Origin of the sequence: Streptomyces sp. NPDC057939 (assembly GCF_042887545.1) — a bacterium.
Taxonomy (GTDB): Bacteria; Actinomycetota; Actinomycetes; order Streptomycetales; family Streptomycetaceae; genus Streptomyces.
This window is the reverse complement of sequence record NZ_JBHVPG010000093.1, coordinates 1-16,113: the sequence shown is the minus strand read 5'-3', so window position 1 is coordinate 16,113 and position 16,113 is coordinate 1. Positions and strand designations below refer to the sequence as shown.

At 72.0% G+C, this 16,113-nt stretch carries 13 protein-coding genes and 1 pseudogene; 8 read left to right on the top strand and 6 right to left on the bottom strand.

Features of this window, described 5'->3' with window-relative positions; all coding sequences use genetic code 11:
* Positions 1-115 precede the first annotated feature (115 nt).
* Positions 116-856 (bottom strand): 2OG-Fe dioxygenase family protein, encoded by a 741-nt coding sequence (locus ACFVS6_RS41800; protein WP_389711775.1) that lies wholly within the window; start codon positions 854-856, stop codon positions 116-118.
* 199 nt (positions 857-1,055) lie between these two features.
* Between ACFVS6_RS41800 and ACFVS6_RS41795 the strand changes: the two genes are divergently transcribed.
* The 5 genes from ACFVS6_RS41795 to ACFVS6_RS41775 all read left to right on the top strand — a co-directional run bounded on the left by ACFVS6_RS41795 (position 1,056) and on the right by ACFVS6_RS41775 (position 8,375).
* Positions 1,056-1,292, top strand: a complete 237-nt coding sequence (locus tag ACFVS6_RS41795) for an acyl carrier protein (protein ID WP_389711774.1) — start codon at positions 1,056-1,058, stop codon at positions 1,290-1,292.
* A gap of 70 nt (positions 1,293-1,362) precedes the next feature.
* Positions 1,363-5,379 (top strand): type I polyketide synthase, encoded by a 4,017-nt coding sequence (locus ACFVS6_RS41790; protein ID WP_389711773.1) that lies wholly within the window; start codon positions 1,363-1,365, stop codon positions 5,377-5,379.
* Between the two features lie 47 nt (positions 5,380-5,426).
* Complete coding sequence (locus tag ACFVS6_RS41785; protein ID WP_389711772.1) at positions 5,427-7,022, top strand: long-chain-fatty-acid--CoA ligase; 1,596 nt, start codon at positions 5,427-5,429, stop codon at positions 7,020-7,022.
* A gap of 5 nt (positions 7,023-7,027) precedes the next feature.
* Entirely contained in the window at positions 7,028-7,819 is a 792-nt protein-coding gene (locus tag ACFVS6_RS41780) for a thioesterase II family protein (RefSeq protein ID WP_389711771.1), read from the top strand.
* A 94-nt stretch (positions 7,820-7,913) separates the two neighbouring features.
* The gene (locus ACFVS6_RS41775; RefSeq protein WP_389711770.1) at positions 7,914-8,375 is read left to right on the top strand and encodes a nuclear transport factor 2 family protein; all 462 of its coding nucleotides are present in this window, start codon (positions 7,914-7,916) and stop codon (positions 8,373-8,375) included.
* 76 nt (positions 8,376-8,451) lie between these two features.
* On the opposite strand, the gene ACFVS6_RS41770 is transcribed toward ACFVS6_RS41775, so the two are convergent.
* Positions 8,452-9,051 (bottom strand): TetR/AcrR family transcriptional regulator, encoded by a 600-nt coding sequence (locus ACFVS6_RS41770; RefSeq protein WP_389711769.1) that lies wholly within the window; start codon positions 9,049-9,051, stop codon positions 8,452-8,454.
* 158 nt (positions 9,052-9,209) lie between these two features.
* Between ACFVS6_RS41770 and ACFVS6_RS41765 the strand changes: the two genes are divergently transcribed.
* The 3 genes from ACFVS6_RS41765 to ACFVS6_RS41755 all read left to right on the top strand — a co-directional run bounded on the left by ACFVS6_RS41765 (position 9,210) and on the right by ACFVS6_RS41755 (position 12,538).
* The gene (locus ACFVS6_RS41765; RefSeq protein WP_389711768.1) at positions 9,210-10,628 is read left to right on the top strand and encodes an MFS transporter; all 1,419 of its coding nucleotides are present in this window, start codon (positions 9,210-9,212) and stop codon (positions 10,626-10,628) included.
* A gap of 332 nt (positions 10,629-10,960) precedes the next feature.
* Positions 10,961-11,749, top strand: a complete 789-nt coding sequence (locus ACFVS6_RS41760) for a BTAD domain-containing putative transcriptional regulator (protein WP_389711767.1) — start codon at positions 10,961-10,963, stop codon at positions 11,747-11,749.
* A gap of 12 nt (positions 11,750-11,761) precedes the next feature.
* Positions 11,762-12,538, top strand: a complete 777-nt coding sequence (locus tag ACFVS6_RS41755; protein ID WP_389711766.1) for a sirohydrochlorin chelatase — start codon at positions 11,762-11,764, stop codon at positions 12,536-12,538.
* Between the two features lie 29 nt (positions 12,539-12,567).
* Here ACFVS6_RS41755 and ACFVS6_RS41750 read toward each other — a convergent pair whose 3' ends face one another.
* The 4 genes and pseudogenes from ACFVS6_RS41750 to ACFVS6_RS41735 all read right to left on the bottom strand — a co-directional run.
* A complete protein-coding gene (locus ACFVS6_RS41750; protein ID WP_389711765.1) occupies positions 12,568-13,515 on the bottom strand; it encodes an ABC transporter permease in 948 nt (315 codons plus the stop codon).
* Complete coding sequence (locus tag ACFVS6_RS41745) at positions 13,502-14,290, bottom strand: ABC transporter ATP-binding protein (RefSeq protein WP_389711764.1); 789 nt, start codon at positions 14,288-14,290, stop codon at positions 13,502-13,504. The genes ACFVS6_RS41750 and ACFVS6_RS41745 overlap by 14 nt, the downstream gene beginning before the upstream one ends.
* Positions 14,291-14,296: 6 nt before the next feature.
* Positions 14,297-15,433 carry an aliphatic sulfonate ABC transporter substrate-binding protein gene (locus ACFVS6_RS41740; protein WP_389711763.1) on the bottom strand — a complete coding sequence of 379 codons (1,137 nt, stop codon included), beginning with the start codon at positions 15,431-15,433 and terminating at the stop codon, positions 14,297-14,299.
* Between the two features lie 2 nt (positions 15,434-15,435).
* Positions 15,436-16,113, bottom strand: a pseudogene (locus ACFVS6_RS41735) (hypothetical protein); the annotation flags it as partial.

The following is a 16,113-nucleotide window of genomic DNA, read 5'->3' as shown; positions in this document are numbered from 1 at the left end:
AGACGCCGTCTCCGAAGTGAAACGGTCACCCGTCAGCTGCATACCGTCACCCGAATCACCCGCGAAACGGATGATCACACGATCGACACGGCGGACCTCGGATCGCGTCGGCACGTCAGCCGTTCTGTTCTTCGCGCGGCAGCTCCGGCGCGTGCCTGTAGCCCATGATCAGGACGTCGCGCACGGCCGCCTTCGCCGGGTCCACGGGCAGGATCGGGCGTACCGCGTGGAGGACCTGGGCGTCGGCCCAGTACATGGTGTCCATCTGCTCGGTGAGGCAGAACTCGGTGACGAGCCGCCGGTCGAGGTCGTAGACCTGCGATTCCCCGCCGCGGGCGTTGAAGCGGCCCATCAGGTGGATGACGCCGAAGTCGACCTCGTCGCGGTGCGGGCCCTCGGGGGTCGGCTCACCCGTCTCGTCGGGGGTGCTGATGATGCGGAACTGGTGGCACTGGACGTCCCACGGGTCGTCGCGCCAGGCGTCCTCGGGGACCGGGAACGTCTCGAAGTCCGACCGCAGGAGCCGGGTGAGCAGCGGGTTGGCCAGGGTGGTGCGGCTGAGGGGTGCCACGTCGCGGTCGATGCCGCCGGCGTAGTCGTTGGCCCCCATCGACTGGAAGTAGGGGCGGTGGGGGCGCAGCCGGACCTCTCCGGTGCGGGGGACGAAGAAGAACCGGTCGTAGCGGCGTTCGCGGAAGCGGGAGCCGCCCTTCAGGTACTGGTCCGTCTCCAGGTTCTCCCATTCGGCGGCCAATTCCTTGACGTGCTGACGCAATTCGGTATCGATGACGAGCCGGTCGGCCGGTATCAAGGAATATCCGTTGGTCCGAAGTTCTTCTCGTGCCGCGTTCTGCATTGTTGGCTCCTCCGTGCCGGATCTCACGCACTCCTGCTTCCCGAGGTTCCCACAGTGCTGCTGACGATGAACTGACAGGGCGGCCGGGTCAGGAGGACGTCAGCCGGTGGTCACACGGCCTGTGCTTCACTCGGCCGGTATGACGGAACAATTGGTGTCCTTGCCGGGATCGGAACGGCGCTCGGTTCTCGAAGAAATCGTGGTTGCGGAATTCAAGGCCGCGCTGCTCATGCCGGACGACGAGGAGCTGCCGGTGGAGGCCGGCTTCTTCGAGCTCGGGATGACGTCCTTGCTGCTCACGATGGTCAAGCAGCGGCTGGAGGAGCAGCTGGGGCGGGGCATCAGCAGTACGGCGCTGTTCAACCAGCCGACCGTCGAGCGGTTGACGGATTATCTGGCCTCCGAAGTGCTGGCCGACATCTTCGACGTGAACTGAGAGAGAGGCGGCCGCCATGCCCGAAATGCCGGGAGCGCCGAATCCTGCGGGAAATGCGGATCCGGACGTTTTGGAAAGGCTCGAAGCGGCGGAGGAGACGGTCCGCCGACAGAACGGCGAACTCGAACAGTTCCTGCTGGAGAAGTACGAGCCGATCGCGGTGGTCGGAACGGGGATGCGTTTTCCCGGTGGGAACGATTCTCTTTCCGCGCTGGATTCCTTCCTGCGGGACGGTCGTTCCGGTATCGGGCCGCTGCCGCGCGACCGGTGGGTTCCCGAGGTGGCCGACGGTGACGTCACCGCGGTCGCGGGCGGTTTCCTCGATCGCATCGACGAATTCGACGCACAGTTCTTCAACATTCCGCCCAAGCAGGCCCCGTTCGTCGATCCGCAGCAGCGGCTGCTGTTGGAGACGGTGTGGCAGGCCCTGGAGGACGCCAACATCGATCCGGCCGGTCTGCGGCACGGCGACGGCGGCGTCTACGTGGGGGCTTCGCCGCTCGACTTCGCGCTGGAGCTGGAGGGACTGTCCGACGAGCAGCTCGACGGGAGCCTGACGACGGGGCTCGGCGGCTATTCGATGTCCGGGCGGCTCTCGTACTTCCTGGGCTGGCGCGGTCCGAGCCTGACGACGGACACCGCGTGCGCGGCGTCGTTGACAGCGCTGCACCTGGCGGTCGAGGGGTTGCGGCGCCGTGAGTGCGGGATCGCGTTGTGCGCGGCGGTGAACGCCCTGCACAACCCGCGTTCCTTCGTGATCCTCTCGCACGGCCAGATGCTGGCTCCCGACGGCCATTGCAAGACCTTCGACGAGAGCGCGGACGGGTACGCGCGCGCCGAGGGCTGCGGGGCGCTGGTGTTGAAGCGGCTGTCGGACGCGCTGGCGGACGGTGACACGGTCCTGGCGCTGGTCCGGGGTATGGCGATCGGGCAGGACGGGGAGAGCGCGGGACTCAGCGCGCCCAACGGGCCGGCGCAGGAGGCCGTGATGCGGGCGGCACTGGCCAACGCGCGGCTGGAGCCGGGCGACATCCAGTACGTGGAGGCGCACGGGACGGGGACCCCGCTGGGCGACCCGATCGAGCTCGGTTCGGTGAACGGGGTGTTCGGTGCCTCGCACGACGCGGAGCACCCGCTGACGATCGGCTCGCTGAAGGCGAACATCGGGCACATGGAGCCCGCTGCCGGGCTGGGCGCGGTGCTCAAGGTGATCACGCAGATGCGGGCGGGGGTGTTCTTCCCGCACGTGTGGCCGAACCTGTCCGGGCGGATCCCCTGGGAGACGTACCCGATCACGGTGGCGACGGAGGAGCGGCCGTGGGAGGCGCCCGTGCGCCGGGCCACCGTCAACGGCTTCGGCGTCGCGGGGGCCATCGCGGTGGCGGTCCTGGAGGAGGCCCCGCCCGCCGGAGCCGGGGCGACGCCGCGGGAACCGGCGGTCGACGCGGCGGAGCGATCCGTGCCGGGCCGGGTGTTCACCCTGTCGGCGAAGTCCCGGCCGGCGTTGCGGTTGCAGGCCGAGCGGTACGCGCGTTTCCTCGCCGAGCATCCGGACACAGACCTGGTGGACCTGTGCCGGACCCGGGCCACGGCCCGTTCGCACTTCCGGTACCGGGTGGCGGCGGCCGTCGCGGATCCGGGTGGGCTGGGCGCGCACCTGGAGCGGTGGAGCGCGCCGCCGCGCGGGGAGGAGAAGCCCGACGCGTTCCGCAAGGTGGCGTTCCTGTTCACCGGTTCCGGTTCGCAGTACGTGGGCATGGGGCGGGCCCTGTACGGGCGCTTCCCGGTGTTCACCCGGTACGTGGACGAGTGCGACGCGCTGTTCGCCCCGCTGCTGGGGCGTTCGGTGGCCGCCGTCATGTTCGGCGGGGTTCCGGACGCCGAGGAGACCCTGGCCCGTACGTCCTTCACGCACGCGGCGCTGTTCACCCTGGAGTACGCGCTGGCCCGGCTGTGGCTGTCGTGGGGCGTGCGGCCCGGCGTGTTGATCGGGCACAGCGTCGGGGAGATCGTGGCGGCGACGGTGGCCGGGGTGTTCACGCTCGCCGACGGGATCGCCTTCCTCGCCGCGCGGTCCGCGCTGATCGAGTCGGTGTCGGATGCGGCGCCGGGCGGCATGGCGGCCGTCTCCGCGCCGGCGGACGAGGTGCGGCCGCTGCTGAAGGTGTGGCCCGACCTGGCGGTCGCGGCGGTCAACGCCCCCGGGCAGTGCGTGATCTCGGGCGGCGGGCGGTCGCTGGCCGAGGCCGTCGATGCGCTGCGCGCACGGGAGTGGACGGTGACTCCGCTGCACGTGACGGCGGCCTTCCACTCGCCGTTGATGGCCGGGGTGTCCCGGCCGCTGGCCGAGGTGCTGGGCCGGATCTCCTTCCACGAGCCGAGGCTGCCGCTCGTGTCGAACCTGACGGGGCGGATCGCGTCGGCGGCGGAGCTGGCCGACCCCGAGTACTGGGTGCGGCACGTCAACGAGACCGTCGAGTTCGAGGCGGGCGTGCGTGCCGTCGCCGAGCGCGGCCGGCACGTGTTCGTGGAGGTCGGGCCGTCGTCGGCGCTGACCTCGCTGGCCCGGCAGTGCGTACCGCAGGAGCAGCACCGTTGGTTGAGCTGCCTGCGGGCCAAGGACACCACCGGCGCCACGTTGGACGCCGCGCTGGCGGGCGCGTACGCGGCGGGGTTGAACATCGCGTGGCGCGAGGTGTACGCGGGCGGTCCCGGTCGGCGGATCCCGCTGCCGGGGTACGCCTTCGACCGGCGCCGCTACCGGCTTCCGGCGCGTCCCGCCGGGCGGGGGGCGTCCGACGGGCATCCGCTGCTGGGCCGCGAGGTGCGGCGCGGCGACGAACAGCGGGAGTTCGCGGCGCGGATCAGCGCCGGGCAGCCGGCCTGGTTGGCGGACCACACGATCGGCGGCCGGGCGTTCATGCCCGCGGCGGGATACCTGGAGCTGCTCCTCGCGGTGCAGGACGAGGTGTACGGGGACACCGGTCGGGCCGTGGAGGACGTGCGCTTCCACGAGGCGCTGTTCCTTACGGACGGGCCGACGCTGCTGCTGACCCGGGTACGGCCCGGGCCCGACGGGCGGCCAGTGGTGGAGGTGTCGAGCCGGCCCGCCGACGAGGCCGGGAGCGTGGAGCGGCTGCACGCGACGGCCCGGATCGCGGCGGACGTCGACGCGGCCGGCGGGCTCGCCGGTACGGGACGGGAACTGCTGGGGCTGGCCGGTGCGATGGAGGCCGAGGAGCCGTCGCGGGTGCTGGACGGCGAGGAGGTGCGGGCGGCGTACGCGCGGGCCGGCCTCGCGTACGGGCCGCAGTTCGGCCGGGCCCTGCGGGTGGCGGCGTACGGTCCGGACTTCGCGGTGACGGACCTGTCGGGGACGGACACCTCCCGGACGGAGCACCTGCCGCCGCCGGTGCTGGACGGGGCGACGCACGCGCTGGCCGCGCTCACCGACGACGGGAACCGGTACGTGGCCACGAGCGTGGCCCGGCTGCGGGCCTTCAAGAAGCCGCGCGGGGAGGTGCTCCGGTCGGCAGCCAGGGTCGAGCGCGCCGCGACGCCGGTCGCTCCCGGCGAACGCGCCGAGACCGCCGACCCGGCGTTCACCCTGGACGTGCTGCTGCTGGACGGCGGGCCCGGGCCGGGGGCCGGCCGGCCGGTGATGGAGCTGACCGGGATGGGCTTCACCCGGCTCCCGGACCGTCCGGCCCCGACGGCGGACGCGGAGCGGGAGGCGGAACTCGCGGCTGCGTCGGCGCCCCTCGACCCGGCGGCCCTGGCGGCGGCCCCACCGGGGGAACGGCACGGCGCGCTGGTCGCGCTGGTCCGGGCCACGGTGGCCGCGCTGCTCGCGATCGAGGACCCGGAGTACGTGGACACCGGGGCGGGCTTCCTGGAGCTCGGCGTGGACTCGCTGACCGCGATCGTGCTGAAGAGCCGGTTGGAGGCGCGGCTGCGCGTCCCGTTGCTGTCCTCGGTGGTCTTCGACCATCCGTCGGTGGAGGAACTCGCCGCGCACCTGGGGCACGTCCTCGCCCCGGAGCCCGTTGCGGCGGCCCGCCCGGCTCCCCGGACGACCACGACGTGAACACACCCATCCCACCCACCGCACGAACGACACGACGGGGGCACACCATGGACGACGACACCCGTACGGAGGACCGGACCCTCGCGGCGCGCGCCGCGCTGCACGCCCGGACCCGGCCCGATCATCCGGCGGTGGTCTGCGAGGACCGCACGCTCACCTACGCCGAACTGCACCGCGAGAGCAACCGGACCGCGCACGCGCTGCGGGCCGCGGGGCCGACCGCGGGCCTGCGGGTGGGCTATCTGGGCCGGGAGTCGGAGCACTACTACGACCTGGCGCTGGGCTGCGCGAAGAGCGGGGCTGTCCTGGTCCCGGTCAACTCGCGGCTGACGGCCCGCGAGGTCGAGCACGTCCTGCGCGATTCGCAGGCCGGACTGCTCTTCGTGGAGCGGGAGTTCCGGCCCGTCGTGGACGGGCTGCGGCCGGTGCTGCCGGAGCTGCGTCAGGTCGTCGACATGGACTCCGACGACCACGTGGCGGGCGGGTTCCTGGCGTGGAAGGCGGGCCTGCCGGACGGCGAGCCGCCCCTCGCGGGCACGGCGGGGTTCGACGACGCGGTGGCGCAGTTGTACACGAGCGGGACGACGGGTCTGCCGAAGGGCGTGGTGCTGGCGCAGCGGACGTTCTTCACCTTCATCGCGGACACCCGGGCGCAGGGGGTGGACTGGATCGACTGGCGGCCCGAGGACCGGGGGCTGAGTTGCTTCCCCGGCCTGCACACCTCGGGGTTCGGCTGGTTCATGCACTCGTTCAACGCCGGCGCGACCACCGTGATCATGCGTCAGTTCATCGCGGACGAGGCGACGCGGCTGATCGAACGGCACCGGATCACGACCCTGTGGGCGGCGCCCGCGATGCTGCGGATGATGCTGACCGAGCGGGGCACGACCCGGGAGACGTTCCGGTCGCTGCGCAAGGTGGTCTACAGCGGTTCGCCGATCGACCGGGAGCTCCTGCTGACCTGCATCGACGTACTGGGCTGCGAGCTGGCCCAGGGCTATTCGTCGGCGGAGGCGGGCAGTTTCGTGACCTGTCTGGCGCCGGAGGACCACACCCCGGACAGCCGGGTGCTGGCCTCGGCGGGGCGGGCGTGTCCGGGCAACGAGGTGCGGATCCTGGACGAGGACGGCAACGAGCTGCCGCCGGGCGGGGTGGGACGGGTCGTCATCAAGAGCCCGGCGCGTTTCCTCGGGTACTGGCGGCTGCCGGAGGTGACGGCCGGGTCCCTGTCGGGCGAGTGGCTGTCCATGGGCGACATGGGGCATCTCGACGCCGACGGCTACCTGTTCCTGGTGGACCGGGTCAACGACACGATCATCGTCGCGGGTCAGAACATCTATCCGACCGAGGTGGAGAACGCGCTGCGGGAGCATCCGGCCGTCGAGGAGGTCTCGGTGTACGGGGTTCCGCACCCGCAGTGGGGCGAGGCGGTGCGGGCCGCGGTGGTGCTGCGGCCGGGGGCCGGTGCCACGCCGCGGGACTTCCTGCGGTTCCTGAACGGCAGGATCGCCGGGTTCAAGATCCCCACGGGGTACGACCTGGTGGCGGCGTTGCCGCGCAATCCGACGGGGAAGGTGCTGCGGCGGGTGCTGCGGGAGCGGTTCACCGCCCCGGCGGCCGGGGCCGCGGCGCCCGCGGTGTAGCGGGCGTGGACGTGACCTCCGTGGGGCCGGCCGCGCCGCCGGCGCCGCTGCCCGAGGTACAGGGCGCGGGCCGGTGGCTGCATCCGGCGGACGGCGAACCCGACTGCGGGGTGCGGCTGTTCCTGTTGCACCACAGCGGGGGCGGTGCCTCGATGTACCGGGACTGGGCGGGGCTGCTGCCGTCGGTGGCCTGCCAGGCGGTGCAGTTGCCCGGGCGGCAGGAGCGGCGCCGGGAGGCTCCGTACACACGGCTCGGTCCGCTGGCGCAGGCCCTGGCCCGGGTGCTGTCCGACGACCTGGACGGACGTCCGTACGCGGTGTTCGGCCATTCGATGGGGGCGCTGCTGGGGTACCGGGTGACGGTGGAACTGGAGCGGCGCGGGCTGCCGCCGCCGGCGCTGCTGGCGGTGTCGGGCTGGGCGCCGACCGGTTTCTCGGCGCCGGCCGTGCTGTCGGCGGATCCGCTGGAGGCGCTGCGGCTGTTGGGCGGCCTGCCGGCGGCGGTCGAGGGCGATCCTGAGCAGTTGGCGGCGGCGGTCCGTGCGATGGGCGCGGACGCCGCGGTGTGCGCGGACCGTCAGGACGACGGGGCGGCCGTGGGCTGTCCCGTCGTCGCGTACCGCGGGCGGGAGGATCCCCTCCTCGCGCCCGGGGCGATGCGGTCGTGGGCGGGGCGGACCCCGCAGTACCTGGGGTGCCGGACCTTCCCCGGGGACCACTTCTACCTGCGGTCCCACGCCCGTGCCGTCACGGCCGACCTGGCCCAGTTGCTGCCGCGGTACGCCGCGGGGCACTGAGCGGGCGGCGTACGGGCCGATCACACGATCGGCCCGCCCCATCGACATCCGGATCACATCGATCGCATCGATCACGGCGACCAGGAGGTTTCCCATGCTCCCCCGACCCAACGAACTCCTCGCGCGGTACGTCGCGTTGTGGAACGAGACCGATCCGGCGCGCCGGCGCGAGAGGGTGGAGGCGCTGTACGCGCCGGACGCCGTCTACGTGTTCTACCGCAAGGACCCGATCCGCGGTCACGCGGCGATCCTCGACCAGCTGGCGTACACGCACCAGGTGTACGGGCCGATGGGCTACGAGTTCCGTTCGTCGAACAACGCCACCGGTCACCACGACGTCGTCCGCTTCAACTGGGTGATGGTGTCGGCGTCCTCGGGCGAGATGGAGATGTCCGGTCAGGACATCGTGGTGCTCGCGGAGGACGGGCGAATTCAGGCCGACTACCAGTTCCACGACCGCATGCCCTCGGCGTTCGTCTACGACGACGGGTACGAGGAGCACGGCGTGGCCGTACGGGCGGCCCGGCCCCGGCGCACCGGTGTCGCGGGCCCCTGACGGGCGCCTGACGCGCACGCACCCCGGCCCCGCGGCATTCCCGTGCCGCGGGGCCGGTCGCGTGCCGGACGGTGCGTCAGCGGGCGGCGGCCGTCACGGCCGCCGGGCAGTACTGGCGCAGGACGAGCTCGGTGGTGGCGACCGCCATCCGGGCCGGGCCGTCGCCGCCGAGGACCTCGCCGTTGGCCAGGAGGCCGCCGACGATGAGCATGAGCGTGTCGGCCAGGGCGTCCGCGTCGTCGGCGCCGGCCTGGGCGCCCCGGTCGCGGAGCCAGTTGCGCAGGCCCATGAGGTGCAGTTTCGCCTCCTGGCGGCCCGGGTGCTGCGGGTCGCGGAACTCACTGGAGGTGTTGTAGTAGATGCAGCCGTGGAAGTCCGGTTCCTGGACGCTGGCGTGGAAGAACTCCATCAGGGCCAGGATCTGGCGGGCCGGATCGCCGCTGTGGGGCGCGGTGACCTCCTCGGCCCGTTCCCACCATTGGGCGTCGCTCTCGCGGAGCCAGGCCGCGATGAGTTCGTCCTTGCTGGCGAACTCGCGGTAGAGGAGGCTCTTGCCGACTCCGGTTGCGTCGATCACCTGCTGCATGCCGACCGCCCGGACCCCCTGTTCACCGAAGAGTTTGGCCGAGGCCTCCAGAATCCGCCGCCGCGTGCCTGGTGCCGGTGTGCGCGCCATGTCTGAACTCCTTCCCCTCTCCCCCGCGGATCCCAGCATACGTTTGACACAGGGGTTTGGGGGCGCTAGAAATGGACCGATCAGTCCGGGACTGATCGGTCCGTCATTCTTCCTGTTGCGCCCACCGCTTCCGACGACACTCCGATCGGAGTCTGATCATGACCGAGGCATCCCCCACCTCACCTCCTGTCGCACGGGCGTTACCGCCCACCCCCGCGGTCAAGAGCCTTCCGCTCCTGCTCCTGGTGGTGTGCGCGGTCCAGTTCCTCGACGCGATGGACATCGCGAGCATGGGACCGGCCCTCCCCCTGGTCCAGGAGGACCTGGGGATGTCCACCTCCTCGCTCCAGTGGGTCGTCTCCGCCTACGCGCTCGGCTTCGGCGGCTTCCTCCTGCTGGGCGGTCGACTGGCCGACCTCTACAACCGCAAGAAGCTGCTGATCGGCTGGCTCGTCGTCTTCGTGGTCGCCAGCATCCTGGGAGGCATCGCCGACGACGGCGTGGTCCTGGTCGTGGCCCGCCTGCTCAAGGGCATCAGCGCCGGCATCACGGCACCCGCCGCCATGGCGATCCTGCTCGACGCCTTCCGTGACGAGCAGTCACGCAACAAGGCCCTGGGCACCTTCCTCGCGGTCGCCTCGGCCGGTTACTCACTCGGCCTGATCCTCGGCGGCCTGATGGCGGGCGTCTCCTGGCGGCTCGTGCTCTTCGCCCCCGCCGTCGCGGGCGTCCTGGTCGCCCTCCTCGCCGCCTCGGTGGTCCCCTCGCAGCAGGACTCCGGCAAGCGCGGCAGCCTCGACATCCTCGGCGCCGTCACCGTGACGGCCGGAGCGGTGGCCCTGGTCTACGGACTCAGCCGGGCCGCCAGCCACGGATGGGGCGACGCGCAGACGATCGGCTCGCTCATCGCCGCCGCCGTCCTCTTCCCGCTGTTCGCCGTCGTCGAGAGCCGGCACCCGGCGCCGCTGGTCCCGCTGTCCGTCTTCCGCAAGGGCCAGTTGACCCGCGCGCTGGTCGCCATGCTCTTCTTCGGCGCGTACGTCTCCTTCCAGTTCGTCCTGACCCTCTACTACCAGGAGCAGCTGGGCTGGTCGCCGCTGCAAGCCGGTCTCGCCTTCCTCCTCGGCGGGGTCCTGACCGCCGGCACCGCCCGCTACGGCGCCGCGCTGGTCACCAAGTACGGCGCCTGGCCGGTCGCGACCGGCGGCCTGGTCCTGCTCAGCATCGGCTACCTCGGCTGGGTCCTGCTGCTCGGTCAGGTCGACCCGCTGGTCACCCTCTTCGCCCAGCAGCTGCTCGGCGGCCTCGGCTTCGCCGCGGTCTACCCGGCGCTGAACATCGCCGCCGTCGGAACCGCGGCGCCGGACGAGCAGGGTCTGGTCTCGGGCCTCTTCAACGCCGGTGCGCAGATCGGCAACGGCGTGGTCATCGCGATCACCGCCACGGTGTTCTCCCTCTCCGCCGGCGGGATCGCCCCCTACCGGGCCGGACTGTGGACCGTCACGATCATCACCCTCGTCGTGACCGCCGTGACCCTGGCCGGCGCCGCCCGCCACCGCAAGTCCGCCGCCGCCTGACCCACCTCCCGGGGGCGCCGCCGCGGCCGCGCCCCCGCCACGAACGCCGTGCAACACATCGGGCGCACCCATTGGATCCCCCGCATCCGGCGCCGGACGTGTTGCACGGCATCGTCGTCCCCGCCCCCGGACCCGGCGCCCCCCGCGCCGGGTCCGGGGGCTTCATTGACACGCTCGCACCTGACCAAGTACGGTCGGGACCGATCGGTCCACTAGGAATTCAGTCTCATTCCGACCGTGAATCGATCGACCGACGCCAGTGCACACACGACAACGTTCTCTTTCCATCTCGCGGGGAGATGTTTGTGTTGCTGTTCTCAGTCCTAGGCTCCATGGAGATAATGAAGCACCGCGGCTCGGTGCGCCTCGGCGGCGCCATGCAGCAGACGCTCCTCGCGTCACTGCTCGCCGCCGGCGGATCGCTCGTCACGGTCGACGCCCTGATCCTCGAACTGTGGGGGACCACTCCCCCCGCCAAGGTCGAGAACGCCCTCCAGGCCCAGGTCAGCAGGGTCCGCAGGACCTTGTCGGCCGTCGAGCCCGACCGCGAGGGATCCCGGGTGGTGACCAGCACCTCCGGCTACATGTTCCTCTTCGACCGGTGGGAACTCGACGCGTACTTATTCCTCGACACCGTGGACGCGATCCACGCGCGGACGGGAAACGACGGCCTTTCCGAACACCGCCAGAACATAGCGGACCTCCGCCAAGGACTATCGCGCTGGCGAGGTCCCGTATTCGGCGGTCTCGCGGGCGGACCCATCTGCCGAACCGCTTCCGCCAGATATATGGAAGCGAGAAATTCGGCACTGATCCTGCTTTACGATCTAGAACTGCGCACCGGTGGTCACGAACGCATCCTCCCGGAGCTCACCGAGCTCTACTCGCGCAACCCGAACCACGAGCAGTTCTGCATGCTCCTCATGCGGGCCCTGTACCGCTCCGGCCGCCAGCTCGACGCCCTGACGGTGTACCGGCAGTGCCGACACAACATGATCGAGTCGCAGGGCATCGAACCCTCGCCCGTCCTGAGCCAGTACGAACGGGCCATCCTCACCCACGACCCGATGCTCCTCCAGGACGAGCCCTATTGGCCCGTTCCCGCCCTCGCGGCGAGCTAGGGACCCCGGTCGATGAGCGGCTCCGACGACGACGGCGGCGACGGTGACGGCGACTCCCGCGTCCTGCTCCTGATCGCACACGGCAGCCGGGACCCGCGGCACGCGACGACGGTACGCGCGCTCACCCGCCGCATCCGGTCGATGCGGCCCGGACTGCGTGTGAGCACCGCCTTCCTGGACTTCGAACCGCCCTCCGTGGGGGCGGAGTTGACGCGGATGGCCGACCGGGGCGCACAGCGGGTGGTGGCCCAGCCGCTGCTCCTGACCAGCGCCTTCCACGCGAGGACCGACCTGCCCCGAGCGCTGCGCGAGGCACCACCGGCCCTCTCCGTACGACAGGCCTCGGTGCTGGGGCCGCACGCCCTGCTGATCGCCGCGCTGGAACGCCGACTGGCCGAGGCGGGCCTGGAGCCCGGCGACCGCGCAGCGACCTCCGTGGTCCTCGCCTGCGCGGGCACCACCGATCCGCGGGCCGTCGCGGCGCTCGTGGCGCTCGCCGAACGGTGGCGGCGCACCGGCTGGTACGACGTACGACCCGCCTTCGCCTCCGACGGCGCCCTCCCCCGCACGCGGGACGCCGTACGGGCGCTGCGCGACGCCGGCGCCCGCCGGATCGCGGTCGCCCCCTACGTGCTGGCCCCGGGCCGGCTGCCGGACCGGATCGCCCTCGGTGCCGCAGAGGGGGGCGCGGACCTCGTGGGCGCCGTGCTCGGCGCGGCCCCCGAACTCGCCCGGCTCGTCCTGCGCCGCTACGACGCGGCCGCGCGCGCCCCGGCCCTGACGGGCTGAAGCGCGCCTCCCGCACCGGCGGCGACGGGTCACTTCCGCTCGCTCCGACGGAGTCCGGCGGCGTCCCGGCGGCCCCGGTGGGTCCGGCCGGAAGCGGTGGGCGGCGGGGGGAGCAGGCCGCGGCGGCGGAGCATGCGGCGCTCGACGGGGCTGAACACCAGCAGGTCGACGGCGATGCCGACCAGCAGGATCAGCCCGATGGCGAGGAAGATCCGCGCCATGTCGGAGGTCTCTCGCCCCGACTCCAGCAACTGGCCCAACCCCAGGCCCAGGTCGGGGGAGCTGGCGATGATCTCGGCGGCCATCAGGGACCGCCACGAGAAGGCCCAGCCCTGTTTCAGCCCGGCCAGGTAGCCGGGGAACGCGGCGGGCATCACGATGTGCCGGGCGCCCCGCAGACCGGTGGCGCCGAGCGAACGACCGGCCCGCAGGTACAGCGGCGGGACCTGGTCGATGCCGGAGACGAGGCCGTTGGCTATGGAGGGGGTGGCTCCGAGGAGGATGACGGCGTACATCATCGAGTTGTCCAGGCCGAGCCACAGGACCGCCGGCGGCACCCAGGCCACCGAGGGCAGGGACTGGAGTCCGGACAGGACGGGCCCGATCGCGGCGCGCACGGTCCGGACCCGGGAGACCAGCAGGCCGAGCGGCGTACCGATGGCCAGGGCCAGCAGGAAGCCGGACAGGCCGCGCCAGACGCTGGTCCACACGACGTCCAGGAGGGTGCCGCGCAGCCACAGGTCGACCAGGCTGTCCCACACGGCGCCGGGCGGCGGCAGCATGTGGTCGTCGGTGACCCGGGCCAGGGTGAGCGCCTGCCACACCGTCAGGACCAGCAGGACGGCGACGAGGGGCGGCAGGGCCTTGCCGAGCAGGACCCTGCGCAGCGGGACGCGGGCGGCCCGGTGGGTGTCGAGGGCGTCCAGCCCGGCCAGTTCGTTCGCCCCGGTCCGGGGCCTGAGGTCAGTGCCGGCCATGGCGGCGGATCTCCCCACGCAGGTGTTCGGTGATCTCGAGGGACAGTTCGGCGACGTCCGAGTCCTCGATGCGGCGCGGCTGGGGAATGTCGACGGTCCATTCCTTCGCGATGCGTCCGGGGCGGGAGGAGAGCAGGACCACGCGCTGGGCGAGTCGGACGGCCTCGCGGACGTTGTGGGTGACGAACAGGACGGAGAGGTTGGTCTCCTCCCAGATGCGGGTGAGTTCGCCGTGCAGGACGTCGCGGGTGATCGCGTCGAGGGCGGCGAACGGCTCGTCCATCAGGAGGAGTTGGCCGTCCTGGGCGAGGGCGCGGGCGAGGGCGACGCGCTGGCGCATGCCGCCGGAGAGCTCGTGGACGCGCTTGCCGTGGGAGCCGGCGAGGCGGACGAGTTCCAGGAGGCGCTCGGCCTCCGGCCTGCGGTCGGCCTTGGCGACGCCGCGCAGCCGCAGGGCGAGTTCGATGTTCTTGCCCGCCGTCAGCCAGGGGAAGAGCGCGTGTTCCTGGAACATCAGGGCCGGACGGCCGCCCGGGGTCTCGATCGACCCCGCGGACGGCTTGTCCAGACCGGCGACCAGGTTCAGGAGCGTGGACTTGCCACACCCCGAGGCCCCCAGGATGGTGACGAACTCGCCCGGAGCGACATCGAGGCTGATGTCGTCCAGCACGAGCTGCGATCCGGCCGGGTCGGGGAAGGACTTCGAGACGTGCTCGATGCGGACGGCGCTGCGGACCGCCGTGGTGTTCTCCGCGTTGATCAGAACGGTCGTCATCGCCGGTCACCTCCCTTGGTCGTCGGTGCCCGGACCCGTGTGGGTGACGGGGGGCTTGTGCAGGGAACCGAGGACCTTGTTCAGCGGCCCGAGGTCGTGGATGCCGGTCAGGTCGGGGCGCTCCAGCAGGCCCGCCGTGACCGCGTGGCCCGCCTGGGCGCGCAGTGTCGCGGCCAGGGGGTCGTCGGTGACGAGGATCCCGGGCCAGGCCCCGTCGATGACCTCGGCGTCCAGTTCCTTGCCGGTCAGGGACTTCAGGGCGGCGTTCGCGGAGGCCTTGGCGCGGTCCGGGTCGGCGTTGATCCATTCGTTGGTCTTCACCGTGCCGCGCAGGACGGCCTCGACGACGTCCGGATGCTCCCGGAGGAACTTCTGCGACACGATCACGTTCGTGATCACGAACCGGCCTCCGGGCCACAGGTCCCGCTCGTCGAGGAGGACCCTGCCGCCCTCGGCCACCAGCTTGGAGGCGGTGGGCTCCGGCACCCAGGCACCGTCCACGGCCCCGGACCGGTAGGCGTCCGGGGTGACCGCGTTGTCCGTACGGACGACGGAGACGTCTCCCCGGCCGCTGGCCGCGTCGACCCGCCAGCCGCGTGCGGTGATCCAGTTCAGGAGCGCGACGTCCTGGGTGTTGCCGAGCTGGGGGGTGGCGATCCGACGGCCCTTGAGGTCGTCGAGGGTCTTGATCTTCTCGGGGTTCACGACGAGCTTGACGCCGCCGGAGGCGGAACCGGAGATGATCCGCAGGTTGGAGCCCTTCGATTTCACGTAGCCGTTGATCGCGGGCGAGGGCCCGATGAAACCGATGTCGACGGCGCCCGCGTTGAGGGCCTCGATCTCGGCCGGGCCCGCGTTGAAGGTGACGGTCTTCAGGGCGGTCCCGCCGAGTTCCTTCTGGATCAGGCCCTCGCGCACGCCGACCAGCGCGGTGGCGTGCGTCAGGTTCGGGAAGTGGCCGAGACGGACGGAGCCCGCCGACAGCTTCTCGCCGACGGCGGCGGCCGGCACCTGGCCGCCGGTCGGTCCGTCGGCCTTGGAGCCGTAGCCGCACGAGGTGGCGGCGCAGGCGAGGAGGAGCAGGCAGAGAGCTGCGGCGCGGTGCGGACGGAGCGGGAGGCGCGGGCGGCGCGACAAGGGCATGGTCAGGGGGTCCGTTCGTTCTCGGCGTGCGCGGTGAAGGCATCGCCCGCCATGCCCGCGGTCAGGGTGGTTCCGTCGGCCGGGTCGATGAGCAGGAAGGATCCGGTGCGGCGGGAGTCGGCGTAGGCGTCGAGCGCGAGGGGTTCGGCGGTGCGGACGACGACGCGGCCGATGTCGTTGGCGACGAGCTGCCCGGGGTTCGGGTGCTGCGACAGGTCGTCGAGGGTCAACCGCGAGGGAATGTCCTCGACGATCGCCTTCACCGTCCGCGTGGTGTGTTTGACGAGGACGTGCCGGCCGACGGTGAGCGACCCGTCGGCCACGTGGCAGACCGTCGCGGTGATCCGCCGGGTGGGGATGGGGGCGCTCGTGGTGGGGGCGATGAGGTCGCCGCGGGAGATGTCGATGTCGTCCTTGAGGCGCAGGGTCACCGATTGGGGGGCCCAGGCGATGTCGACGCTCTCGCCGAGGGCGTCGATGCCCTCGATGACGGAGGTCCGTCCGGAGGGCAGGACGGTGACGGCCTCGCCGACGCGCAGGACGCCGGAGGCGATCTGGCCGGCGTAGCCGCGGTAGTCGGGGTGCTCGGCGGACTGGGGGCGGATGACGTACTGGACGGGGAAGCGGGCCGGGCAGGCGGTGAGGTCGTGGCTGACCGGGACCGTCTCCAGGTGTTCCAG

Excerpts from the sequence above, each read along its gene's own strand:
- ACFVS6_RS41800 (WP_389711775.1), bottom strand. The coding sequence starts at position 856 with ATGCAGAACGCGGCACGAGAAGAACTTCGGACCAACGGATATTCCTTG.
- ACFVS6_RS41785 (WP_389711772.1), top strand. The coding sequence starts at position 5,427 with ATGGACGACGACACCCGTACGGAGGACCGGACCCTCGCGGCGCGCGCC.
- ACFVS6_RS41775 (WP_389711770.1), top strand. The coding sequence starts at position 7,914 with ATGCTCCCCCGACCCAACGAACTCCTCGCGCGGTACGTCGCGTTGTGG.
- ACFVS6_RS41770 (WP_389711769.1), bottom strand. The coding sequence starts at position 9,051 with ATGGCGCGCACACCGGCACCAGGCACGCGGCGGCGGATTCTGGAGGCC.
- ACFVS6_RS41765 (WP_389711768.1), top strand. The coding sequence starts at position 9,210 with ATGACCGAGGCATCCCCCACCTCACCTCCTGTCGCACGGGCGTTACCG.
- ACFVS6_RS41760 (WP_389711767.1), top strand. The coding sequence starts at position 10,961 with ATGGAGATAATGAAGCACCGCGGCTCGGTGCGCCTCGGCGGCGCCATG.
- ACFVS6_RS41755 (WP_389711766.1), top strand. The coding sequence starts at position 11,762 with ATGAGCGGCTCCGACGACGACGGCGGCGACGGTGACGGCGACTCCCGC.
- ACFVS6_RS41750 (WP_389711765.1), bottom strand. The coding sequence starts at position 13,515 with ATGGCCGGCACTGACCTCAGGCCCCGGACCGGGGCGAACGAACTGGCC.
- ACFVS6_RS41745 (WP_389711764.1), bottom strand. The coding sequence starts at position 14,290 with ATGACGACCGTTCTGATCAACGCGGAGAACACCACGGCGGTCCGCAGC.
- ACFVS6_RS41740 (WP_389711763.1), bottom strand. The coding sequence starts at position 15,433 with ATGCCCTTGTCGCGCCGCCCGCGCCTCCCGCTCCGTCCGCACCGCGCC.